This window comes from Pseudomonas sp. XWY-1, assembly GCF_002953115.1.
In the GTDB taxonomy this organism is placed as follows: Bacteria; Pseudomonadota; Gammaproteobacteria; order Pseudomonadales; family Pseudomonadaceae; genus Aquipseudomonas; species Aquipseudomonas alloputida.
In genome coordinates this window covers 5216249-5237833 of the sequence record NZ_CP026332.1, presented here as the reverse complement: position 1 = coordinate 5237833, position 21585 = coordinate 5216249, and the positions used below count along the sequence as shown (strand labels likewise).

Genomic DNA, 21585 nt, shown 5'->3' with positions numbered 1-21585 from the left:
CGACACAAGGCTGTTCCCACAGCGGACGGCGTACACCGTTGCCTTCGTGGGAACAGCCCCCGAGGCGATCAGCCGTTATGCACAGCCGTGCGGGGATGGCGCCTGCTGCGTACGAGCTGGTAGGTCACCGCCAGCACGACAAACCAGATCGGTGTCACTACCAGTGCTGAACGCGTATCCGCTTCCAGGCTCAGCAACACCAGGATGAACGCAAAGAACGACAGGCACACGTAGCACATGAAGCGCCCGCCCGGCATCTTGTAGTTCGACGCCTGATGCAGCCCCGCGCGGTCTTTGCGGTACTTCAGGTATGACAGCAGGATCAGCGTCCACACGAACATGAACAGTACCGCCGACACGGTGGTGACCAGGGTGAATGCCTCGACCACGTTTGGCACCAGGTAGATCAGCACCGCACCGAGCAACAGGCAGGTACACGAGAAATACAGGCCGTTGGCCGGCACCGAACGGCTCGACAGCTTTTCGAAGGCCTTGGGCGCGTCACCTTCCTGCGACAGGCCGTAGAGCATTCGGCTGGTGGAGAACACGCCGCTGTTGGCCGACGAAGCCGCCGAGGTCAGCACCACGAAGTTGATGATGCTTGCCGCCGCCGGCAGGCCTGCCAGCACGAACAACTCAACGAACGGGCTTTTGCCGGGCACCACATCGCGCCACGGGGTCACGGCCATGATCGCGATCAGCGCCAGCACATAGAACACGATGATACGGACCGGGATCGAATTGATCGCCCGCGGCAGGGTGCGTTCCGGGTTCTTCGCTTCGGCGGCGGTGGTACCCACCAGCTCGATGCCGACGAAGGCGAACACGGCGATCTGGAAACCGGCGAAGAAGCCCATCAGGCCATGGGGGAACATGCCGCCGTCATTCCACAGGTTGGCCAGCTGGGCGGTGCGCCCGCTGGGCGAGGTGAAGCCGGTGATGACCATGTACAGGCCGGTAGCGACCAGGCCGAGGATGGCAACGATCTTGACCAGGGCGAACCAGAACTCCAGTTCGCCGAACATTTTCACGGTGACCAGGTTCAGCGACAGCAGCAGCCCTACGCAGGTCAGCGCCGGTATCCACTGCGGCAGGTCGGGGAACCAGAACTGCGTGTAGGCGGCGATCGCGACTACGTCGGCAATGCCGGTGACCACCCAGCAGAACCAGTAGGTCCAGCCAGTAAAGTAGCCGGCCCAGGGGCCGAGCAGGTCGGCGGAAAAGTCGATGAACGATTTGTAGTTCAGGTTCGACAGCAGCAGTTCGCCCATGGCGCGCATGACGAAGAACAGCATGAAGCCGATAATCATGTAGACGAAGATGATCGATGGCCCGGCCAGGCTGATGGTCTTGCCTGAGCCCATGAACAGACCGGTACCGATCGCGCCGCCGATGGCGATCAGCTGGATGTGGCGGTTGGTCAGGTTGCGTTGCAGGTGCGGTTCATCTGTCGCTATGGGTGAGGTTTGCGTCATAGGCTGCAGTCTTCTTGTCAGAGGTAGCCGGCTAGGCTAACACGCGCGTTCCAGATCGGGGCGCGACAGATCGACTCTGCATTTTCGGCTCAGCATTTCGCCTGTACCGGCCTCTTCGCGGGTAAACCCGCTCCTACAAAGGCAACGCGGTCCCCTGTAGGAGCGGGTTTACCCGCGAAGAGGCCAGCACAGGCAACACAAGGCTCAAGCGCTGGCCAAGACCCGGCGGTGCCTCACCACCAAACTATCCACTCCCCACATCACCACCATCGACACCCCCACCAGCGGGAACATCACCCCCAGCACCAGCATCACGGCCACCGCCGCCTTCCAGCGTGGCAGGTCATGACGCAGAGGCGGTACGCCCAGGCCGCCTTCAGGCCGGCGCTTCCACCACATCACCAGCCCACTCACCGACCCCAGCAGAATCATCAGGCACACCAGCAGGATGATGATCTGGTTCAGCGCCCCGAACATCTTGCCTTCGTGCAGCATCACGCCCAGCTCGGTGGCGCGGGCGACCGGGCTGTAGTCGTGCCAGCGCACATCGGCCAGAACCTTGCCGGTGTATTGGTCGACATGCAGGGTGGCGTCGTTGCGCGGGTCGTCGGCGAACACGGCAATGGTGAACACCCCGTCGGCAGTGGTGGGCAGGGTAATGCTGTAGCCCGGCTCGACCTGACGCGAAGTGGCAATGTCTTCGACCTGCTGCACGCTCACCTGGGGCGCTGCGGGCATGTCCGACATCATGTGGTGCCCGGCGTGCTCGGCGTGTGCACCGGACTGTGGCATCGGCGTGTTTTCCATGGCCCAGGGCACGGTCTGGCGGTGTGCGCTGTTCAACTCACGCGCCTGCTGGTCCGACTTGGGCACGTCGTTCCACATGGCTGCCGGGAAGCGGTTCCACAAATCAGCGTACTGCTTGCCCCACAAGCCGGTCCAGGTCATGCCGCTGACCAGCATCAACAACAGCAAGGCCGAACCCCAGAAACCGGTTACCGCGTGCAGGTCACGCCAGAACAGCCGGCCGCGCGCCGACAGCCGCGGCCAAAGCACGCCAGCGCCACTGCGCCCGCGCGGCCACCACAGGTACAGGCCCGATACCACCAGCACGATGCCCCAGCCCGCAGCCAGTTCCACCAGCCGGTCACCGACCGTGCCGACCATCAGCTCGCCATGCAGGGCGCGGGCGATGGCTTGCAGGTTCTGCTTGCCGTCCTGTTCGCCGAGGACCTTGCCGCTGTATGGGTCGACGAACACGTTCAGTTCGCGCCCGCCGTCATGCACCACGAACTGCGCACTGCGCTCGGCGTTCAGTGGCGGCAAGTACTGGGCGATGTGGCCCTTTGGGTAGGCCTGGCGCACTTCAGCCAGCATCGTGTCTGCGCCCTGCCGGTGCTGGCCGGCCTCGACCACCATCAGGTCGCGGTACAGCAGCGGGTCGAGCTGGGGCTTGAACAGGTAGATGATGCCGGTGATTGCCAGCAGGATCATGAACGGGGCCACGAACAGCCCTGCATAGAAATGCCAACGCCAGGCCAGGTTATAGAATGAGACGCGTGTTCCTCTCATGGGAACCTCCTTTTTGACCAGCTGAGGGGCGCAACCGAAGCTGCGCCCGTTGTTGTCAGAAGCTGAAGTCGACCTTGGTCCAGAAGGTCCTGCCTGGCTCGTTGACCGGCTGTGGATCTGTAGCCGGGTAGCCAAACCCGGCGTTCCCGGCCAGGTTCAAGTGCTCGGCGTAGGTTTTGTCGAACAGGTTGTCGACCCCTGCGCTGAGCTTGAGGTTGTTGTTCACCTTGTAGGCGCCGTTCAGGGAGAACACGCCGAAGCCGGCGCTCTTGTCGTAGTCCTTGCCAACGACGTTCCCTTGGTTTTCGGCAATGCGGTTTTGCGCCGCCACCAGCCGCCACAGTGCGCCGACGCTCCACACATCGCGGCTGTACGTCAGGCCCATGCGGCTTTCCAGGGGAGGCATTTGAGGTAGCGCTTTGCCATCGCTGCTGTTCTTGCCCCAAGCGTAGGCAAGCGTGGCGTCGGCCTTCCAGTTTTCAGTCAGCTGGTAGGCGGCGCCCAGTTCGCCACCCATGATGCGGGCATCGATGTTCTGCGCCTGCGAGGTGCTCATGCCCATCATGCCAGTGCGATAGTCGAACAGGATGTAGTCGCGAATCTGCCCGACATAGCCCGAAGCCCAGGCCTCCAGGCGTTCAGTGCGGTACTGGATGCCGAAGTCGAGCTGGGTGGTTTTTTCTGGCTTGATGCCGTCGAAGGCATTGGCCGAGCCGGGTGGTGCCAGCTTGGGTGAGAACAGCTCCCAGTAGTCGGGGAAGCGCTGGGCATGGCCGAGGCCGATGTAGGTGGTGGCCGGGATGGCCGCCAGGTCGTGCTCGTAACGGATGAAGCCGCTTGGCAGGGTATCGGCGCGGGTGTCGCCTTCGGTGGCGCTGGTTTTGCGGAAGTCGCGCGCCGAGGCGCGGTCCAGACGGGCGCCGGTAATCAAGCGGTCCTCACCGCTGACGTACCAGGTCAGTTCGCTGAAGGCGCCGTAGTTGTGGAAGTCGGCGTCCTTGGTCCAGGCCTGGCCCTTATGTGCGTCCACACCCATACCGCCACGCTGTCGATGTTCATTGGTTTGCGCGTCGATGCCGCTGATCAGCTGCACGTCGGCCCAGCGCCAGGTGGCTTTGATGCGTGCACCCATGGTGCGGCGGTCGACGTTGCTGACCATCGGCATGCCCATCATTCCGCTACCCGACGGCGTGCGCAGGCTGTAGTTGTCCATCACATGGTCGGCGTAGTTGTAGTAGACCTGCGCCTCGACCTTGTCGAGCACCTCGCCGAGGTTGGACTTCTCAAAGCGCAGGCCCAGGCTTTCGCGCTTGAACTGCGAGCCGTCCATGCCGCGCCCGGCGTAGCGGGCTTCGCCATCACCCTTGCCGGCAGTCAGCTCCAGCAAGGTGTCCTGGTCGGGAGTCCAACCGAGAGCGACATCGCCGTTCCACTTGTCCCAGCGCGACGGCACGGTGTCGTTGTTGCCGTCGTGGTAGTCATCCGAACGTGACTGGTTGCCGACGAAGCGGGCGTAGGCCTGACTGTTGCCGGCCGCGGCATCCAGCACCTTGTCGAAGCGGCCGTTGGAGCCGGCCAGCAGGCTTGCGTTGACGCGGCTGCCGAGGGTGCCGAATTTCTCCGGTTCGCGCTCGAAGAGGATGGTGCCTGCCGAGCCGCCGGGGCCCCAGATGACGCTCTGCGGGCCTTTGATCACGGTCAGGCGGTCATAGGTTTCTGGCGAAATATAGGACGTGGGCGCGTCCATGCGATTGGGGCAGGCCCCAAGCATCAGGCCTCCGTTGGTGAGGATGTTCAGACGCGAGCCGAACATGCCGCGCAATACCGGGTCGCCGTTGGTACCGCCGGCACGGATTGCCGAGAAGCCGGGGATGGTCTTCAGGTAGTCGGCGCCGTCGCTGGCCGGCACTGGCTGGCGCGGGTCTTTCGGGTTGGTGACCACAGTCAGCGGCGAACTCGGGGCCACGGCGGTGATCACCGTCGGGCTCAACTCGGGTGCGTCGTGCACATGGTCTTCATGGCCAGGGTCGGCAGCCAGGGCCATGGGCGCGAGCAGCGAGCCGCACAGGGCGGCGATGGTCCCACGCAGGGACAAGGCAAAAACAGGGGTGCAGCCGGACATAATGATTCCAGTCGATCAGTCATGAGTTAGCGCGAAGCCTCCTGGCTTCGTGCGCAAAATGTGGTTTCAGACGTTGATCGAAGAAGGCGGGGCGCGGCTGCGCGCACCAGGGAATACAGCCTGCCGGGCATGGCCCTGGTGCGTTGGCGCAAGCAGGTGGGTGGTGGGGACGATGCTGCCGGCGCTGAGCGGGCTGAGGGCCTGGGGCAGGGCCGGGCAGTTGAACAACAGGCTGCAGTAACCGCACTTTTCCCACATCACATGCAACTGGCCATCGCTGCCGTGGCCGTGATGGGCGTCGCCGCCATGCTGATGGGCAGCCGCCATCGGCATGTTCATCGGCATGTTCATGCCCGCGTGGTGGTCCATCGGCATCGACTGGGAAATCAGCGGGCCGATGAAGATCATCCACATGGCGAACAGGCTCAGCCATCCGCCACCGGCGCGCCTGAGGTCAGGGCGGATGGTACGGCCGATGCTGTGGCGCGGCAGGCTCATGGCGCGTGCCTGTCAGCAGGTATCAGTGCGCGTGTTCGTGGGCTTGCGGCTGGTCCGCAGGCGCCTGCTTCTGCACGGCCACTTCGACGGTGATGTCGCCGGCCTTTTCGAAGTGCAGGGTCAACGGGAAGCGTTTGCCGTCGCTGAGCAGGCTGCGGTCCTTGGGCTGCATCAGCATCACATGGTAGGCACCGGGGGCAAAGGTCAGGTCCTTGCCGGCAGGCACTACCACGCTGGGCACCTGTTGCATCTTCATGGCGCCAGTGGCGCTCATGGCATGCTCGTGAAGTTGCGCGTCATCGCTGATGGGGCTGTCGACGCTGAGCAGGCGGTCATCAGCCTGGCCATTATTGTGCACCACGAAATACGCGGCGACGTTAGGCGCGTTGGGTGGCAACTGCAGCGACCACGGGTGGGCAATGTGCAGGTCACCCACGCTGTATTCGTGGGCATTGGCAAAGGCGCCAGGCAGCAGCAGGGCGGCCATGACGAGGGCGTGCTTGAGCATGGTGAATCTCCGTTTCAATTCTGGTTCAGGCAGACAGCATGATGAACTCAGGCTAGCGGAGAGGCACGAGGGTTTAGCCCAGGCCAGAGCTGGCGGGGCGTGGGTGTGTACTTGGCAGGTGGCGGCAGCAGCCCGCTGAGCAGTGTCGGCGGGTTGTGCAACTGTGGCGGGTAGCCGGGCAGGGCCAGCAGCGGCACGGCACCGGAGCAGCACCAGCAGTTCATCATGCCGACGCTGTCGTCACTTTGCGGGCCGAGGTCGATCTTGGCCAGGGCCTGAACGTCGACGTTGGCCTTGTTGGCCATGCTGGAACAGAAAGCCCCCCACAGCAGCTGCTCGGCCGTGCCCTTGGGCGCAGCAGAAGACAGCGGCATGGCCAGCAGGTTGAACAGCACTGCAAGGCAGGCTATCCAGGCAATGTGCCGACGTGGGGGCATGGAGAGATCCGGTCAGGAATCGTGGTGGCTATTGTACGGCGGAGTATAGGTAAAAATGCCGGGGTGCGGTGAAGTGACGCAGGTGGTCTGGTAATGGGGGCTGCTGTGCAGCCCATCGCGACACAAGGCCGCTCCCACAGAATTGCGGCAGCCTCGAATACTGCGCTGTCCTGTGGGGCCTTGTGTCGCGATAGGGGCGCAAAGCGCCCCCGACACTCTCAAATCTTGTTGCGGCCCATCAACCCGCGCACGGTTTCTTGCAGGTCAGCCGGCAACACCACCACTTTGGCATTGCTGCTCCCCGCCAGGTTCTCCATCGCGCCCACATAGCGTTCGCCCAATAGGTACATCGCCGGTACGGTCTCGTTGCCCACCGCTTCCTTCACCAGCGAAATCGACCGCGCCGAGGCCTCGGCCAGGCTGATCTGTGCCTCGGCATCCAGCCTGGCCGCCTGCAGGCGCGCCTCTGCTTCGAGGATCGCCGCCTGCTTGGCCCCTTCGGCGCGGGTAACGTCGGCCTTGCGCTCACGTTCGGCCGCGGCCTGGCGTTCCATGGCCAGTTGCATGTTTTCCGAAGGTTTGATGTCTTGAATCTCCACCGAGCGCACCGTCACGCCCCAGTCTTCGGTCTGCTCGGACATTGCATCGCGCAGGCGGGCCTTGATCTGCTCGCGGCTGGACAGCGCCTCGTCGAGGTCCATTGCACCGACGATGGCGCGCAGCGAGGTCATGGTCAGGCTGGTGACGGCGAACGAGAAGTCCTGCACGCCATACGAGGCTTTCTGCGGGTCGACTACCTTGGCGAAACACAGGGCGTTGGCGACGATTACCGCGTTGTCCTTGGTGATGATTTCCTGCTGCTGCACATCGAGGATGATGTCCTTGGTCGGCAGGCGGTAGGCGACCACGTCCATGTAGGGGATGACAATGTTCAGGCCCGGCTTGAGGGTGCTGTGGTAGCGACCCAGGCGTTCGACGATCCACTCCTCGCCCTGGGGCACGATGCGCACCCCCTTGAACACGGTGATCAGGACGAACAGGGCGATGGCGCCGACGACGATGAGGCTGGTCATGCTGCAAAATTCCTTTTAATGCGGATTCAGGCCCGGATAACGCGGGCGGTGTTCCCCTCGATGGCGGTCAGGCGTACCCGCTCGCCGGCGGCGATCTGGCTATCGGCGACGCAGGTCCACTCTTCGTTGCCGAGGATCGGCTTCTGGAAGCGTACGCGGCCTTTCTGGAACTCCGACACGGGAGCGGTCAGCAGGCCCACTTCGCCGATCACGCTGTCGGCGGTCCAGCGCACATCCGGCTGCTTGCGCCGGAACACTTTGAACCACAGCACGGTGGTGGCCGACGACAGCAGTACCCACAGCAGGACCTGCATGTCCAGTTGCAGGCTGGGTGCGGCGAGCGAGATAAGCGAGACCAGCACGGCGCCGATGCCGAACCAGAGTATGAAGAACGTTGGGAGGACCAGTTCAAGCAGGATCAGCGCAATGCCGAAGACCAGCCAGATCCACCATTGCATTTCCATATGGGTGAAACCTTCCGGGGGAGGGGCGTCGAGTTTAAGGCAGCAGATCGGCAACGGGCCACTGGGTTGGTTGGAAGAAAAGTCTGAAATCCTTGTAGGAGTGCCTTTGTGTCGCGAAAGGGCAGCGCCTAAAGGGCGAGCGCTGTGGCCAGATCCGTCAGTGAGTCGAATGCCCTGTCCACCTCCGGCAGCGTCGGACGTTTCAGGACAAGCACCGGCACGCCAAGCTCCCGCGCCACTTCCAGCTTCGGCTCGGTCGCCACACTGCCGCTGTTCTTGCTGATCAGCACATCGATGTGGCGGCGCTGGAACAACACTCGCTCATCCTCGATATGGAACGGCCCACGTGCGCCAATCACTTCACAGCGCTCGTTGCCAGGGCACGCCTCCAGCGCACGCAAGGTCCAGAACTGCTCCGGCGGAATCTCGTCCAGGTGCTGCAGCGGCTCGCGCCCCAGCGTGAACAGTGGCCTGCGGAACGGCTTCAGTGCTTCGATCAACCCTGCCCAATCCTCGACTTCACGCCAGTCGTCCCCCGCTTGCGCCTGCCAGGCGGGGCGGCGCAAGGCCCAGCACGGGATGCTGGCGTTGCGTGCGGCGCTGGCGGCATTGCGGCTGATTTGCGCGGCATAGGGATGTGTGGCGTCGATCAGCAGGGTGATGCCCGCTTCGCGCAGGTAACGGGTCAGGCCCTCGACGCCGCCATAGCCGCCGACCCGCACCTGGCATTGCAAGCCCTGGGGCACGCGGCCGATACCGGCCAGGCTGTAGACATGTCGAGGCCCGAGCCGGCGGGCGATAGCCAGGGCTTCAGTGACACCTCCCAGCAACAGGATGCGCGCAGTCATTGCACACCCGCCTGGCCGACGATGCCGCCTTGGCGGTCGATGGCGAACACTTCCACGTGCACCTGCGCCGGCACGACGCTACGGGCGAAGGCCAGGGCGTGGGCACACACCGCGTCACCCAGGGCAATGCCGGCCGCATGAGCCAGGGCGAGCGCTTGCTGGCTGGTGTTGGCGCCGCTGATGGCAGCCTGCAACGCCTCGTCAGCGCCAATGTCTGCGGCCCAACCTGCCAGTTGCGGCAAGTCGATGCTGGAGTGACGGCTGTGCAGGTCCATGTGCCCGGCGGCCAGTTTGCTGATCTTGCCGAAGCCGCCGCACAGGGTCAGGCGCGGCACCGGTACCTTGCGCAGGTGCTTGAGCACCGCGCCGACGAAATCGCCCATTTCGATCAGGGCGATTTCCGGCAGACTGTAGACGCGGCGCATGGTGTCTTCGCTGGCATTGCCGGTGCACGCGGCTATGTGCGTGTAGCCATTGGTGTGGGCCACGTCGATGCCTTGGTGGATCGAGGCAATGTAGGCCGCGCAGGAGAACGGCCGCACGATGCCGCTGGTGCCGAGGATCGACAGCCCACCGAGAATGCCCAGACGCGGGTTCATGGTTTTCAGGGCCAGCTGCTCGCCACCTTGCACATTGACCGTGACCTCGAAGCCGCCAAGGTAGCCACACGCGTCGGCCAGGTGTTGCAGGTGTTCACTGATCATGCGCCGAGGCACCGGGTTGATGGCCGGTTCACCCACAGCCAGCACCAGCCCCGGCCGGGTCACCGTGCCCACGCCGCTGCCTGCTACAAAACCAATGCCAGGTTCCGCCAGCAGGCGCACCTGGCAATAGACCAGGGCACCGTGGGTCACGTCCGGGTCGTCACCCGCATCCTTGAGGGTGCCGGCTTCGGCGCACTCGCCGATCAGGCGGCAGAATTCCAGGCGCATCTGCACGACCTTGCCTTTGGGCAGGGTGATGTCCACCGCATCGTCACGCTGCCCGGTGAGCAGCAGCTTGGCCGCTGCCAGGCTGGTGGCGGTGGCGCAGCTGCCGGTGGTAAGGCCGCTGCGCAGAGGCGCGGGCTGTTCGCGGGTTTCTTCACGCATCGGCGGGTTTCAGTACTTCGAGAAGGGTGATCGGCAGAGCCTGGCGCCAAGTGTCGAACGCACCCAAGGGCTGGGCATGAGCGACATGGATACGGGTCAGCTCACCACCGTGCTGTTCGCGAAAATGTGCCAGGGCCAGTTCGCTTTGCAGGGTGACGGCGTTGGCCACCAGGCGGCCGCCGGGGCGCAGGCTTGCCCAGCACAGGTCCAGTACACCTGTGCGGGTTACGCCGCCTCCGATGAAGATCGCATCCGGTTGTTCCAGGCCTTGCAGCGCCGCTGGCGCCTTGCCGCGAATCAGTTGCAGGCCGGGTACACCCAGTGCATCGCGATTGTGCTCGATCAAACCCTGGCGGCCTTCGTCGGCCTCGATGGCCAAGGCGCGGCATGCCGGGTGGGCGCGCATCCATTCGATGCCGATCGAGCCGCAGCCCGCGCCCACATCCCACAACAGTTCGCCAGGCTGCGGTGCCAGGCGCGCCAGGGTGATGGCGCGGACATCACGCTTGGTCAACTGGCCATCGTGCCGGTATGCGGCGTCTGGCAGCCCGGCCAGCCGGTGCAGGCGGGGCGCATCGGGCGTAGCCAGGCATTCGATGGCTACCAGGTTGAGCGCCGCGATACCAGTGTGCGGCCAGTCTTGGGCGGTGCCGGCCAGTGCACGTTCGTCCACGCCCCCCAGGTGCTCGAACACCTGCAGGCGGCTAGGGCCGAAGCCGTGCTCGCGCAGTTGCGCGGCAATTGCCGCCGGACTGTCGCCATCGTTGCTCAGCACCAGCAGGCGCATGCCGCTGTACAAGTGGGCATTGAGCGCTGCCAGGGGGCGGGCCACCAGCGACACCACCTGCAGGTCCTGCAGCGGCCAGCCCAGGCGGGCAGCGGCCAGGGCGCAGGAAGAGGGCAGCGACAACACGCGCATTTCTGCAGCAGGCACCTGGCGTGCCAGGCTGGCGCCGACGCCGTAGAACATAGGATCACCGCTGGCCAGCACGCACACCGGCTCGCCGCGAAGGGCCAGCACCGGGGCCAGCGAGAACGGGCTGGGCCAGGCCAACTGTTCAGCGGTCACGCAACGTGGCAGCAAGGCCAGCTGGCGCGGGCTGCCGAAGACCCGGACAGCGCCCATCAGGGCGCGCCGGGCCTGTTTGCCCAGGCCGCTGAAGCCGTCTTCGCCGATGCCTACTACTGTCAGCCAGGGTGTCATGTATTTCAATCCGCCATTTTTGGGGCCGCTTCGCGCCCCTTCGCGGGCAAGCCCGCTCCTACAGGTACAGTGCAGCATGTGCAGCCTGCAGTGATCCTGTGGGAGCGGGCGAGCCCTCGAAGAAGGCGACGCGGTCCTGAATTTCTACTTGATCGCCGAGGATGCTCGACCACCGGCTTTTCATGCCGCCGGACAAAGCAGGCATAATACCGCGCCTTCTACACTCAAGCGCACTTTCACAGATTGCCGGACACCCCATTGACCCAGGCCGAAGCCCCCACTGTCATCCCTCGTCCCTCGGCCTGCCCGGGGTTGTGGCGCATCGTCAGTGCCCGTGATGGCGGTATCTGCCGCATCAAGCTGCCGGGTGGCCTGCTGCTGGCCGAGCAGGCTGAAGCCGTGGCGGCGGCGGCGGAGCGTTTTGCTGGCGGCGTGATCGAGGCCACCAACCGTGGCAACCTGCAGATTCGCGGCATTGGCAGCGAGCATCGCGCTTTGGTCGAGGCACTGCTCGCAGCCGGCCTGGGACCACGCGATGCCGCGGGTGACGATGTGCGCAACGTGATGCTCAGCCCACTGGCCGGGCATGACCCGCTCATGCTGCTGGACGCCAGGCCGCTGGCCGGGCAGATCCTCGACCTGTTGGAAGGCACCCCGCGCTTTCACCAGCTGTCGGCCAAGTTCGCTGTGCAGCTGGATGCAGGCGAGCGCCTGGCGATGCTCGAACACCCCCATGACCTGTGGCTGTCGCCCCTGCACCTGGACCAGCAGACCTGGCTGGCGTTTGGCCTGGCAGGGTGCCCGGCAGAGGGCCAGGCGCTTGGTGCGGTGCCGCTGACGCAGGGCCTGATGCTGGTGCGCGCCGTGCTGGAGCGCTTCCTCGATCTGGCATCCCCGACGCAGACGCGCATGCGCCAGCTGCTTGAGGTGTACCCGCCAGCTGATTTTGTCGCTGGGCTCGGCCTGGACATCCGCTGCGATGCCGCCGTGCTCACATGGCGGCGTGAACAGCACCGCGCCTCGTGGTTGGGCAGGTTGCCCCAGGCGCAGGGTGTTGCCCTTGGCGTTGCCCCACCGCAAGGCCGCCTGACCCCCGCGATGCTGCGTGGCGCCGCACGTATTGCCCGTGAACTGGGCGATGCCAGTATGCGCCTTAGCCCCTGGCAAAGCCTGGTGCTGACCAACCTGCAAGCGCAGCACATCGATCAGGCCCTGGCCGAGCTGTCTGCGCTGGGGTTGCTGTGCCACGACCGTGAACCCCTGGCGCGTATCAGCGGCTGCACCGGTGCCAGCGGCTGCGCCAAGGCCCTTGCCGAGACCAAGGCCGACGCCGTTGTCCTGGCCGCGCTGCTGGGCCCTGGCGTGCCGGCCAGCGTGCACCTGTCCGGCTGCCCCCGTTCCTGCGCCGTGGCCCATGTTGCCCCGGCCACCTTGCTGGCCCGTTCGCCGGGCCGTTACGACCTGTACCTGCGTGATGCGCGCCAGCCGGGTTTCGGTGCCCTGCGCGCCACCGACCTTACCTTGAATGAAGCAGGCGCCATGCTCGACCTGCCGACGGAGCACCTTGATGATTGACTACATCCGCGATGGTCAGGAGATCTATCGCAATTCCTTCCGGATCATCCGCGAGGAAGCCCGACTCGAGCGGATCCCCGCAGACCTTGAAAAGCTCGCCGTGCGCGTGATCCACGCCTGTGGCATGGTCGACGCCATCGATGGCCTGCAGTTCTCCGACGGTGCCGGCCGGGCCGGGCGAGAGGCGCTGCTCAACGGCGCGCCGATCCTGTGCGATGCGCACATGGTGGCCGAAGGCATCACCCGGGCCCGCCTGCCAGCTGACAACAAAGTCATCTGCACCCTGCGTGACCCCAGCGTGCCGGGCCTGGCCAAAGACGCCGGCAACACACGCTCCGCCGTAGCCCTGGAACTGTGGCGCCCTTACCTGGAGGGCAGCGTGGTGGTCATCGGCAATGCCCCTACTGCGCTGTTCTACCTGTTGGAAATGCTCGACGCCGGTGCGCCCAAGCCGGCGCTGATCCTCGGTTTCCCGGTCGGTTTCGTCGGCGCTGCCGAGTCCAAGGCCATGCTCGCCGCCGACAGCCGTGGCGTGCCGTTCGTGATCATGCAAGGCCGCCTGGGCGGTAGCGCGATGGCCGCCGCGGCGGTCAACGCCCTGGCCACGGAGGTGGAATGATGGCGCCGCGCGGACGACTGCTTGGCCTGGGCGTGGGCCCTGGCGATCCTGAACTGATTACCCTCAAGGCCCTGCGCCTGTTGCGTGAGGCGCCGGTGGTCGGCTACTTCGTGGCCAAGGGCAAGCGTGGCAATGCCTTCGGCATTATCGAGGCGCACCTGCAGCCCGAGCAGACCCTGCTGCCGCTGGTCTACCCGGTCACCACCGAAGTGCTGCCGGCGCCGCTGTCCTATGAGCAAGTGATCAGCGACTTCTACGACGAAGCCAGCGTACAGGTGGCCGAGCACCTGGATGCCGGCCGCGACGTGGCGGTGATTTGCGAAGGCGACCCGTTCTTCTATGGCTCCTACATGTACTTGCATGACCGCCTGGCGCAGCGCTACGAGGCAGAAGTGATTCCCGGTGTCTGCTCCATGCTCGGTGGCGCTTCGGTGCTGGGGGCGCCGCTGGTGTACCGCAACCAGAGCCTTTCGGTGTTGTCCGGTGTGTTGCCCGCTCAAGAGCTCAAGCGCCGTCTGGCCGACGCCGATGCAGCGGTGATCATGAAACTTGGGCGCAACTTCCCCAAGGTGCGCGAAGTGCTGGCCGAACTGGGCCTGGACGGGCGTGCGCTGTATGTGGAACGGGCGACCATGGCCAACCAGAAGATCGTGCCGCTGGACCAGGTCGACCCGCAGTCGTCACCCTACTTCTCGCTGATAATCGTGCCGGGGGAAAAATGGCAGGGCTGAACATGCACAAGGCGCCGGCGATCATCATTCTTGGGCCGGGCAGCCTGGCGACGGCGCAGCGTATCCAGGCCTGTTATCCACAGGCCACGATCCATGGCCTCGAGGGGCGTGTCGAGGGTGCGGACCAGTCGTACGCGTCGTTTGGCGATACCCTGCGCGGGTTGTACCAGCAAGACACGCCGATCATCGCGTTGTGCGCCGCGGGTATCGTCATCCGCAGTCTGGCCAGCCTGCTCAGCGAGAAGGGCAGCGAGCCGCCGGTCCTGGCCGTGGCCGAGGATGGTAGCGCGGTAGTGCCGTTGCTCGGCGGCCTCGGTGGGGTGAACGTGATGGCGCGCGAAATCGCTGACGCGCTGGGCGTTTCCGCTGCCATCACCACCAGTGGCGAGCTGCGCTTCGGGACTTGCCTGCTGAACCCGCCGCAGGGCTATGCATTGGCCGACATCGAGCAAGGCAAGCGCTTTGTATCCGACCTGCTGGCGGGTGAGTCTGTGCGCATCGAAGGTAACGCCCCGTGGCTGCAGCTGGCGCAGTTGCCCGCCAGCGAAGCGGCGCAGCGCACCATCCATGTGGGGCATCAGGCGCGCCCGGCCAACCGCGACGAGCTGCTGATCCACCCGCGCCTGGTGGTGGTGGGCGTTGCAGGTGGCAATCTGCACAGTATTCGCGCAGCCCTGCAGCAGGCCGGCATCGCCGAGCCCTCGGTAGCCTGCGTGCTGGCAGACGAGCGAACCATGGCCGACAGCGCGTTGCACGAAGCTGCGCAGGCCCTGGGTGTCCCCTTGCGCTTCGCCACCCGCCCAGGCGATGTGGCCAGCATGGTCGCTGCGGCGGTGCCCGATAGCGAGTTGATAGCGCTTGGAGAAGTCGTGGTCGCGGTGGCGCCTGCCCCGGTCGACGTAGCGCAGGTCGGCCGCCGTCGCGGTCGCCTGGCGGTCATCGGCCTTGGCCCAGGTGCGGCGGAACTGATGGTGCCGGCGGTCAAGGCCGAACTTGCGCAGGCCGAAGATGTGCTCGGTTACGAAACTTACGTGCGCATGGCTGGCCCGTTCCGCAGCGACCAGGTGCTGCACTGCACCGACAACCGCGAAGAGATGCAGCGCGCCCGACATGCCTTCGAACTGGCGGCCCAAGGCCGTTCGGTGGTGGTGGTCTCGTCGGGCGACCCGGGCGTTTTCGCCATGGCCGCTGCGGTGCTCGAAGCATTGCACGAATCCAGCGACCCCACTTGGCATCGCGTTGACCTGCAGATCTTGCCGGGGGTATCAGCCTCGCTGGCAACCGCCGCCCAGGCAGGTGCACCGCTGGGGCATGACTTCTGCGTGATGTCGCTGTCGGACAACCTCAAGCCCTGGTCGATCATTGAAAAGCGCCTGGACCTGGCTGCCCAGGCCGACCTGGTGCTGGCCTTCTACAACCCGATCTCCAAGGCCAGGCCGCACCAGCTCGGTGTGGCCCTGGAGGTTGTGCGCCGACATCGTGACGGGAACACGCCTGTAGTCCTAGGCCGTGACATCGGTAGGCCGGGGCAGACGCTTAAGGTAGTCACCTTGGCCGAGCTGCTGCCGGAAATGGTCGATATGCGCACCATGGTTCTGGTTGGCTCCTCTACAACCTGTGTATTCCCTCGCCTGTCGGGTGGGGTGTGGGCCTACACGCCGCGTTGGTACCCCACCGCCAACTAGTTGCGTCGGAAACTCTTCAGCGCGCTTTGTGGCCAGCGCGCTGGCTAAGGTGATTGCCCTTGACTCAAGGGGCAACCATCAAGGAGTTTCCAATGTCCGATGCAACCCAAATCACCACCACCGATGCCGCCATCCTGGTAGACGGCAACCTGCTTGCCTTCGGCGCGGGCATGTCTGCGCAAAGCCGTCATGATGTGAAGAATGCCTTCCACTTCGCCACGTTGGTCGCCGACAAAGCTTTTGACGCCGAAAAGCAGAGCCGAGAGTGGTACGACAAATTCATCGATGTCATGCGAGACCTTGGCTTTACCATCCCACGCCGTACCTTCGAACTTGAAACCTCGGTGGAACTGTCCGTCACCGTAGGCGCCGTGGCCATCCGCGCGATAGGTGTGGTCGGCAATGCGATGCTGGGCGGCACCAAGCTGGGTGAAGTGGCAAAGCGGGCGTTTGACAAAATGACCACAGTCGAAAACGACGCCAAGGTGCTCCACCACAAGCGCAAGAACAAAGCCAGGGGCCTGGTCGGCCTGGCCTCCTGCATTGAAACCTCAAAAAACGATGTGGTCATGGTGGTGAGCTGCATCCAGGCATCTGCCCCAGCACTGGACGACGATGTGCTCGGCATCCAGTGGAAGCTGGACAGGTCCGCTTACTACGCCGGCACGGCAGTGCTCACCCTCAATAACTTTGTCTACGACAAAGTCCGCGAAACCGTAGAAAACAAACTCGGCGTGCGCAGTGTCGAGAACGTGCTCGAGTACGACATCTGATTGCTCGGCGGCGTAGTCGCAACGCCGCCTTGTTCGGTTCTTTGTGACGAGGTAACACGATGGATAGAGCAGATGAGCAACTGATGTTGATTGGCGGAACAGCATTGCTGTATTCGCCAGGCGCAGTCGAGGCACAACGCCAGGCCGCTTTCGATTCAGTCCTGTACGCGCAGTTGGTAGCCAACAAGCACGCCGGTTCACGCGTGGACAATTATGAAAACTGGTATGCCGCGTATCGGGAGGCCTACCGCCAACTGGGCTGGATCAAGCTGGCCAGTACTCATGACCTGAAACCGTTGGGGCGACCTGTGCGCAACGCGCATATACAGCCACTTGAAGCGTGGCTGAAGATGCGTTCGCTTCGCCATGAGGCCGTGCTGGCGGCGATAAAGACGGGCCTTGGCCAGTCTGCTGAAGGCTTCCGGCACTTGCTGAGTTTCTGCGCGCATGATCAGGCGCAGTGCTCCACCCTGGTCATCGAACTTGGCGTACTCAAGCCGGGCCCGGCGCTGGACTTGTGCAGCATCTCGCTGCAAATCGACAAGCCACTCTCGCTAGTTTCGCTGGAGACATTTCTGGGCGAACAAGTACTTGAGGGCGAGGCCGAGTTCAACGGCGTTTCCCTGGCATTGGATGAAGGACGCTTCCAACGCCAGCGTGATGAATTGCAGGCCTTGATGGAAACCAAGGATGCACAGGCCGTTTACCGGTTCGACCCTTACGCACAACCTACAGGAGCAGCATCATGAGTGAAGCCACGTCTGCCGTGATCGGCGCTGGGATTGTTTCGTTCTTGCCGGGCGTCGACGCCGCGCAGAAAAACAAGGTGAAGCTGGCCTTGGCAATGGCCGAAAGAGCCACCGAGGCCGCTTTCAAAGAGGGGCTGATTAAAGACTGGTTCGCTTATTACCGTAACCAACTCAAATTCATGGGGTGGGATGCGGTGACGGCTGAGCAGATCCATTGGCCGGACAAGACGCGTACGCAACAGACGGATCAGGTGCTGCAGACCCTGTCCAAAACTGCCGGGGACAGCTTTGCATCGTCGGTCAAAGTGTCCATTCAAGCGTTGCTGACCAAGCCGTCGGTGCTGAAGGAACTTGAGAAAAAGGCATTCGAGATGCAGCACTTTCAAGTGTTGGCCTGTGCGCCGGCCGGTAATAACCGTGTCGACATGGTGATTTACCACGAAACGGACAAGCAGTCTGTTTTCAGTGCAGGGTTCATCAGCCGCAAGCGCAGTTACAAGAATGTGCGTGCGGAGCTGGTCCGGTTCAATATTCTGGCCTTCGAGAACAGCGTAATGCCAAAAGTGCAGGAAAGCGTCGTCAAGGTATCCCTGGCGCGCATTCATGACTATGCCATCTAAGGCACCAGGTACCCTTTGATCCCTGTAAAAATGATCTGCGCCGCCAGGGCACAGACGAACAGCCCCATCAAACGGCTGACGATCTGCAGGCCCTGGTCGCCCAGGATTCGCTCGATACCGTGGGACAGGTAAAGCACTAGGCCGACAGTGAAACTGGCCAGGGCAATGCTGACGATGGCCAGCAGTTTTTCATCCCAGTGCGGCTGGCTCACCCCCATCACCAGCAGGGCACCGATGGTACCGGGGCCAACGGTCAGCGGAATGGTCAGCGGTACGATGGTCACATCCTGCTGCACGTTGTCGGCCTGTACCGCCGGCTTGCCCTGGGCCATGCCCAGGGCCGAAATGAATAGCACGCTGCCGGCACCGATGCGGAAGGCATCGGCGGTGATGCCGAAAATTCCGAAGATCGCGCGCCCGAACAGGTAGAGCGTCACGCTGGCGACCAAGGCTGCGAACGCGACCTTCCAGGCCAGTTGCTTGCGCTCCTTGCTGGAGTGGCCACGGGTCAGGCTGATGAAACACGACAGCACGAAGAACGGGCTGTAGAGCACGAGCATTTTCAGGTAGACGCTGAACAACTCATGGAGCATGAGCAGTGTTCCTTGGGTTTATGCCGGCGCGGCCTTGTGTCGCGAGGCCGCTCCTGCAAGAGCATTGGATATCGGTCAGGACGTATGTGCCGGGTCCACCTTGGCTTCCCGGTGATTGGCCCAGTATTGAATCAGCTCACGCAACTGCGACAACTCCACCGGCTTGGCCATGTGTCCGTCCATGCCTGCCAGCCGCGCACGCTCCTTGTGTTCGGCGAGTATGTGCGCTGTCAGTGCCACCACCGGCGTGCGCTGGCGCTGGTTTTCTGCTTCCCAGGCCCGCAACTGCTGGGTGGCCGAGAAACCGTCCAGTATCGGCATCTCGCAGTCCATCAACACCAGGTCATAATGCTGCGCTTTCATTGCCTGCAAGGCCTCTTCGCCATTGCAGGCGGTATCGGGCTTGAGGTTGAGCTTGCCGAGCATGCTGCGGATCACCTTGGTCGAGATGCTGTTGTCTTCGGCGACCAGCACGCGGAAGTCGCCTGGCAGGTCCAGCGCCTGCGGGATGCCAGGCAGGCTGGCAGGCATCGCCTGTTCGCGGCCGCGCTGGGCCAGCTCCTCGGCCAGGGTGGTCTTCAATGTATAACCGGCCACCGGTTTGGCCAGTATTCGCTTGACCCCGGCGTTGCGCGCGATGACTTTGCTCGGCGCATTGCTGATGCCGGTGAGCATCACCACCAGGATGTCGTGGTTCAGGCTCGGGTCTTCCTTGATCTTGGCGGCCAGCTGCATGCCGGTCATGCCGGGCATGTTCTGGTCCAGCAGCACCGCGTCGAAGTAGTCGCGCAGGTGTGCCTTGGTGCGCAAAAGGGCCAGAGCCTCCTTGCCTGACGGCACCGCGCTGACGTTCATGCCCCAGGCGCTGCACTGCTGTACAAGCACCTTGCGGCACGTGTCGTTGTCGTCGACCACCAGCACGCGGGCATCGCGCAGCGGGCTGTCGAGGTCCGCCGGTGGCTGTTCCAGACGGGAAGGGTCCAGCGGCAAGGTCAGCCACAAGGTGTTGCCCATGCCGGTGCTGCTCTTGATGCCGAACTCGCCCTGCATCAGACCGATCAGCTGTTTGGCGATGACCAGCCCCAGATGGCCGCCCAGCTTGTTGCTGGAAAGGAAGTGGTGGCTGTGCAACTCAGCCTGCAGCAAGGCTTCACGGTCGGCGGCGGGCAACGGCTCGCCGCTGTCCTGCACGGCGATACGCAGGCGTGGCACCTCGCCGCGTTGATCCAGCGCCACCACCAGCAGGATCTCGCCCTGGTCGGTGTTTTTCAGGGCGTTTTCCAGCAGGCTCGACAAGGCCTGGCGCAGGCGCGTCGGGTCTCCGCTGATGACCCGGGGTACTTGTGGCTGGGTGAAACTGATCAGCTCGATGTTCTGTTGCTCGGCCTTGGCGCGGAAGATGTTCAGGCAATCCTCGATCAGCGCGTTAAGGTCGAACTGCACGTCATCCAGCTCGATCTGCCGGGATTCCAGCTTGGAAATGTCCAGAATTTCGTTGATCAGCGTCAGCAGCTCGTTGCCCGCGCTGTGGATGGTCTGCACATAATCTCGTTGCTTCACCGACAGCGGTGTGCCCAGCAGCAGTTCAGTCATGCCGAGCACGCCGTTCATCGGGGTGCGGATTTCGTGGCTGATCTTGGCCAGGAACTCGGCTTTGGCGTTGATTTCTGCATCGCTGGCGGCCAGCGCGCGGCTGGCGCTGAAACGCTCCTCGCTTATGCGCCGCAGCCGTTCACTGACCGCCAGGTTGAGCAGCAGGCCACTGACCACGGTCAGGCCCAGCAGGATACACAGCAGCCAGGGTGTCGAGGTGCGTGTCAGGCCCAGCAGGGCTGGCAGCAGTACCAGGCCTCCGAGGTTGAACACCACCATTGCCAGGCTGAACAGGCGTCCGGGCGCATAACCCTTGTACCAGTGGTAGCTGCTGACCAGCAGCATGCTCACGCTGCCCAGCGCCATCAGGGCGTAGGTCATCAGGTTCAATGGCAGGGTATCGACGAACAGCAGCACCAGGCCACTGAGCCCGACAATCAGCATCTCACCCTGCAGCAGGCGGTTAAGCCGTGGCGAATTGCACGGCGAAAAGAAATGTTGGGTGAAATACAACCCGGACAGGCCGGCCAGGACCAGTGTCAGATAGGCGGCAGGCGTTTGCGCACTGTGCCACACATGCCACCAAGGGCCGCTGAGGTTCAGCAGGATCAGGCCGCTGAGCAGCATCAGGCCGTGGTAGAGCGCCAGGATCAGGGTGGTGCTGGAGCGGGTGTAGAGGAAGCGGATCAGGTTGTGCATGATCAGCATGATCAGGCCGCCGAACAGCATGCCGAACAGCAGCGGCTGGCGTTGGTCCGAAGCTGCCTCGGCCGCAGGTTCAAGGCTGATGGCCGGACGCAGCTGGTGCTCTGAGGCCAGGCGCAAGTAGATGTCCAGCGGTTGCCTGCTGTTGGGCAGGGGCAATACATGGTCGCTGCCTCGCAGGGTCGGGCTGGCATTGCCGGCCTGGCGCCCGTGGTGCAGCTGACGCAGAAGTTGTTCGCCTTCGAGGGCGTAGAGGTCCAGGCCAGAAAGGTCCGGGGCAAATACCCGCAGCAGTTGCTCCTGGTCACCTGGTGCCAGACGATAGTGCAGCCACAAGGCCTGTCCAGCCGGGGCAGCATCAAGGTCGGCGAGAGGCAGTGGGCTGAACTGGTTGCGATAGCGCTCGGAGCGCACATCGCTCAGTTGCAGGTTGGCCTGTTCGTCGAACAGAACGGTCCAGCCACCGTCATGTTCGGCCGCAGCCGGAAACATGCAGAGCAGGGTCAGCAAGCTGACGATCAGAGCTGAGGCAATCCGAAGCCGACGCACTACGAAATCCCTTCTTGGCCGATGTGCCGGGTACTCACTATGCGCGGCGCGCCAAGTCGAAGGCAAGGCCCATTCCGGGCCCTGTCGACGAGCCGGATGCC

General features: G+C 63.8%; 20 protein-coding genes. 7 read left to right on the top strand and 13 right to left on the bottom strand.

The genetic code is table 11. The annotated features are described in order from the left end of the window. Window positions 1–68: 68 nt before the first annotated feature. The 11 genes from cycA to cbiE all read right to left on the bottom strand — a co-directional run bounded on the left by cycA (window position 69) and on the right by cbiE (window position 11292). On the bottom strand, window positions 69–1475 hold the full coding sequence (gene cycA, locus PRJ_RS24520) for a D-serine/D-alanine/glycine transporter (protein WP_104962631.1): 1407 nt from the start codon (window positions 1473–1475) through the stop codon (window positions 69–71). A gap of 204 nt (window positions 1476–1679) precedes the next feature. Then, window positions 1680–3047 carry a PepSY domain-containing protein gene (locus tag PRJ_RS24510; protein WP_104962630.1) on the bottom strand — a complete coding sequence of 456 codons (1368 nt, stop codon included), beginning with the start codon at window positions 3045–3047 and terminating at the stop codon, window positions 1680–1682. A 55-nt stretch (window positions 3048–3102) separates the two neighbouring features. Then, window positions 3103–5169, bottom strand: a complete 2067-nt coding sequence (locus PRJ_RS24505; RefSeq protein ID WP_104962629.1) for a TonB-dependent copper receptor — start codon at window positions 5167–5169, stop codon at window positions 3103–3105. A 66-nt stretch (window positions 5170–5235) separates the two neighbouring features. Next, window positions 5236–5667: a DUF2946 domain-containing protein gene (locus tag PRJ_RS24500; protein WP_104962628.1), complete on the bottom strand. Its 432-nt coding sequence runs from the start codon at window positions 5665–5667 to the stop codon at window positions 5236–5238. Window positions 5668–5689: 22 nt separating this feature from the next. Beyond that, window positions 5690–6175: a copper chaperone PCu(A)C gene (locus tag PRJ_RS24495; RefSeq protein ID WP_003249653.1), complete on the bottom strand. Its 486-nt coding sequence runs from the start codon at window positions 6173–6175 to the stop codon at window positions 5690–5692. Between the two features lie 47 nt (window positions 6176–6222). Continuing rightward, window positions 6223–6612, bottom strand: a complete 390-nt coding sequence (locus tag PRJ_RS24490; RefSeq protein ID WP_010955443.1) for a DUF2946 domain-containing protein — start codon at window positions 6610–6612, stop codon at window positions 6223–6225. Between the two features lie 218 nt (window positions 6613–6830). Then, on the bottom strand, window positions 6831–7685 hold the full coding sequence (locus tag PRJ_RS24485; RefSeq protein WP_010955442.1) for an SPFH domain-containing protein: 855 nt from the start codon (window positions 7683–7685) through the stop codon (window positions 6831–6833). Window positions 7686–7711: 26 nt separating this feature from the next. Continuing rightward, window positions 7712–8149 (bottom strand): NfeD family protein, encoded by a 438-nt coding sequence (locus tag PRJ_RS24480; protein WP_049586722.1) that lies wholly within the window; start codon window positions 8147–8149, stop codon window positions 7712–7714. Window positions 8150–8277: 128 nt separating this feature from the next. Next, window positions 8278–8997, bottom strand: a complete 720-nt coding sequence (locus PRJ_RS24475) for a cobalt-precorrin-6A reductase (RefSeq protein WP_104962627.1) — start codon at window positions 8995–8997, stop codon at window positions 8278–8280. After that, window positions 8994–10088, bottom strand: a complete 1095-nt coding sequence (locus tag PRJ_RS24470; protein ID WP_104962626.1) for a cobalt-precorrin-5B (C(1))-methyltransferase — start codon at window positions 10086–10088, stop codon at window positions 8994–8996. Before PRJ_RS24470 ends, PRJ_RS24475 begins: the two co-directional genes overlap by 4 nt. Beyond that, window positions 10081–11292: a precorrin-6y C5,15-methyltransferase (decarboxylating) subunit CbiE gene (gene cbiE, locus PRJ_RS24465; RefSeq protein ID WP_104962625.1), complete on the bottom strand. Its 1212-nt coding sequence runs from the start codon at window positions 11290–11292 to the stop codon at window positions 10081–10083. The genes PRJ_RS24470 and cbiE overlap by 8 nt, the downstream gene beginning before the upstream one ends. 243 nt (window positions 11293–11535) lie before the next feature. On the opposite strand from cbiE, the gene cobG reads away from it, so the two are divergent. The 7 genes from cobG to PRJ_RS24430 all read left to right on the top strand — a co-directional run bounded on the left by cobG (window position 11536) and on the right by PRJ_RS24430 (window position 18044). Next, window positions 11536–12867 (top strand): precorrin-3B synthase, encoded by a 1332-nt coding sequence (gene cobG, locus PRJ_RS24460; protein WP_177429903.1) that lies wholly within the window; start codon window positions 11536–11538, stop codon window positions 12865–12867. Then, window positions 12860–13486 carry a precorrin-8X methylmutase gene (locus tag PRJ_RS24455; RefSeq protein WP_003249670.1) on the top strand — a complete coding sequence of 209 codons (627 nt, stop codon included), beginning with the start codon at window positions 12860–12862 and terminating at the stop codon, window positions 13484–13486. Before cobG ends, PRJ_RS24455 begins: the two co-directional genes overlap by 8 nt. Continuing rightward, window positions 13483–14217: a precorrin-2 C(20)-methyltransferase gene (locus PRJ_RS24450; protein WP_020191548.1), complete on the top strand. Its 735-nt coding sequence runs from the start codon at window positions 13483–13485 to the stop codon at window positions 14215–14217. The genes PRJ_RS24455 and PRJ_RS24450 overlap by 4 nt, the downstream gene beginning before the upstream one ends. Continuing rightward, window positions 14205–15902 carry a precorrin-3B C(17)-methyltransferase gene (gene cobJ / locus PRJ_RS24445; RefSeq protein ID WP_104962623.1) on the top strand — a complete coding sequence of 566 codons (1698 nt, stop codon included), beginning with the start codon at window positions 14205–14207 and terminating at the stop codon, window positions 15900–15902. Before PRJ_RS24450 ends, cobJ begins: the two co-directional genes overlap by 13 nt. Window positions 15903–15994: 92 nt before the next feature. After that, window positions 15995–16675: a hypothetical protein gene (locus PRJ_RS24440; RefSeq protein ID WP_012053823.1), complete on the top strand. Its 681-nt coding sequence runs from the start codon at window positions 15995–15997 to the stop codon at window positions 16673–16675. 59 nt (window positions 16676–16734) lie between these two features. Continuing rightward, complete coding sequence (locus tag PRJ_RS24435) at window positions 16735–17424, top strand: hypothetical protein (protein WP_104962622.1); 690 nt, start codon at window positions 16735–16737, stop codon at window positions 17422–17424. After that, window positions 17421–18044 carry a hypothetical protein gene (locus PRJ_RS24430; protein ID WP_012053821.1) on the top strand — a complete coding sequence of 208 codons (624 nt, stop codon included), beginning with the start codon at window positions 17421–17423 and terminating at the stop codon, window positions 18042–18044. The genes PRJ_RS24435 and PRJ_RS24430 overlap by 4 nt, the downstream gene beginning before the upstream one ends. Here PRJ_RS24430 and PRJ_RS24425 read toward each other — a convergent pair. Together PRJ_RS24425 and PRJ_RS24420 are read right to left on the bottom strand one after the other, a co-directional pair. Continuing rightward, window positions 18041–18637, bottom strand: coding sequence for a MarC family protein (locus PRJ_RS24425; RefSeq protein ID WP_104962621.1), 597 nt, complete (start codon window positions 18635–18637; stop codon window positions 18041–18043). The genes PRJ_RS24430 and PRJ_RS24425 overlap by 4 nt on opposite strands. 75 nt (window positions 18638–18712) lie before the next feature. Then, complete coding sequence (locus PRJ_RS24420) at window positions 18713–21484, bottom strand: hybrid sensor histidine kinase/response regulator (protein ID WP_104962620.1); 2772 nt, start codon at window positions 21482–21484, stop codon at window positions 18713–18715. Window positions 21485–21585: the final 101 nt, after the last annotated feature.

Excerpts from the sequence above, each read along its gene's own strand:
- PRJ_RS24490 (WP_010955443.1), bottom strand. The coding sequence starts at position 6,612 with ATGCCCCCACGTCGGCACATTGCCTGGATAGCCTGCCTTGCAGTGCTG.
- cbiE (WP_104962625.1), bottom strand. The coding sequence starts at position 11,292 with ATGACACCCTGGCTGACAGTAGTAGGCATCGGCGAAGACGGCTTCAGC.
- PRJ_RS24450 (WP_020191548.1), top strand. The coding sequence starts at position 13,483 with ATGATGGCGCCGCGCGGACGACTGCTTGGCCTGGGCGTGGGCCCTGGC.
- PRJ_RS24500 (WP_104962628.1), bottom strand. The coding sequence starts at position 5,667 with ATGAGCCTGCCGCGCCACAGCATCGGCCGTACCATCCGCCCTGACCTC.
- PRJ_RS24475 (WP_104962627.1), bottom strand. The coding sequence starts at position 8,997 with ATGACTGCGCGCATCCTGTTGCTGGGAGGTGTCACTGAAGCCCTGGCT.
- PRJ_RS24485 (WP_010955442.1), bottom strand. The coding sequence starts at position 7,685 with ATGACCAGCCTCATCGTCGTCGGCGCCATCGCCCTGTTCGTCCTGATC.
- PRJ_RS24440 (WP_012053823.1), top strand. The coding sequence starts at position 15,995 with ATGTCCGATGCAACCCAAATCACCACCACCGATGCCGCCATCCTGGTA.
- cobJ (WP_104962623.1), top strand. The coding sequence starts at position 14,205 with ATGGCAGGGCTGAACATGCACAAGGCGCCGGCGATCATCATTCTTGGG.
- PRJ_RS24480 (WP_049586722.1), bottom strand. The coding sequence starts at position 8,149 with ATGGAAATGCAATGGTGGATCTGGCTGGTCTTCGGCATTGCGCTGATC.
- PRJ_RS24470 (WP_104962626.1), bottom strand. The coding sequence starts at position 10,088 with ATGCGTGAAGAAACCCGCGAACAGCCCGCGCCTCTGCGCAGCGGCCTT.
- PRJ_RS24435 (WP_104962622.1), top strand. The coding sequence starts at position 16,735 with ATGGATAGAGCAGATGAGCAACTGATGTTGATTGGCGGAACAGCATTG.
- PRJ_RS24430 (WP_012053821.1), top strand. The coding sequence starts at position 17,421 with ATGAGTGAAGCCACGTCTGCCGTGATCGGCGCTGGGATTGTTTCGTTC.
- PRJ_RS24510 (WP_104962630.1), bottom strand. The coding sequence starts at position 3,047 with ATGAGAGGAACACGCGTCTCATTCTATAACCTGGCCTGGCGTTGGCAT.
- PRJ_RS24505 (WP_104962629.1), bottom strand. The coding sequence starts at position 5,169 with ATGTCCGGCTGCACCCCTGTTTTTGCCTTGTCCCTGCGTGGGACCATC.
- PRJ_RS24425 (WP_104962621.1), bottom strand. The coding sequence starts at position 18,637 with ATGCTCCATGAGTTGTTCAGCGTCTACCTGAAAATGCTCGTGCTCTAC.
- PRJ_RS24495 (WP_003249653.1), bottom strand. The coding sequence starts at position 6,175 with ATGCTCAAGCACGCCCTCGTCATGGCCGCCCTGCTGCTGCCTGGCGCC.
- PRJ_RS24455 (WP_003249670.1), top strand. The coding sequence starts at position 12,860 with ATGATTGACTACATCCGCGATGGTCAGGAGATCTATCGCAATTCCTTC.
- cycA (WP_104962631.1), bottom strand. The coding sequence starts at position 1,475 with ATGACGCAAACCTCACCCATAGCGACAGATGAACCGCACCTGCAACGC.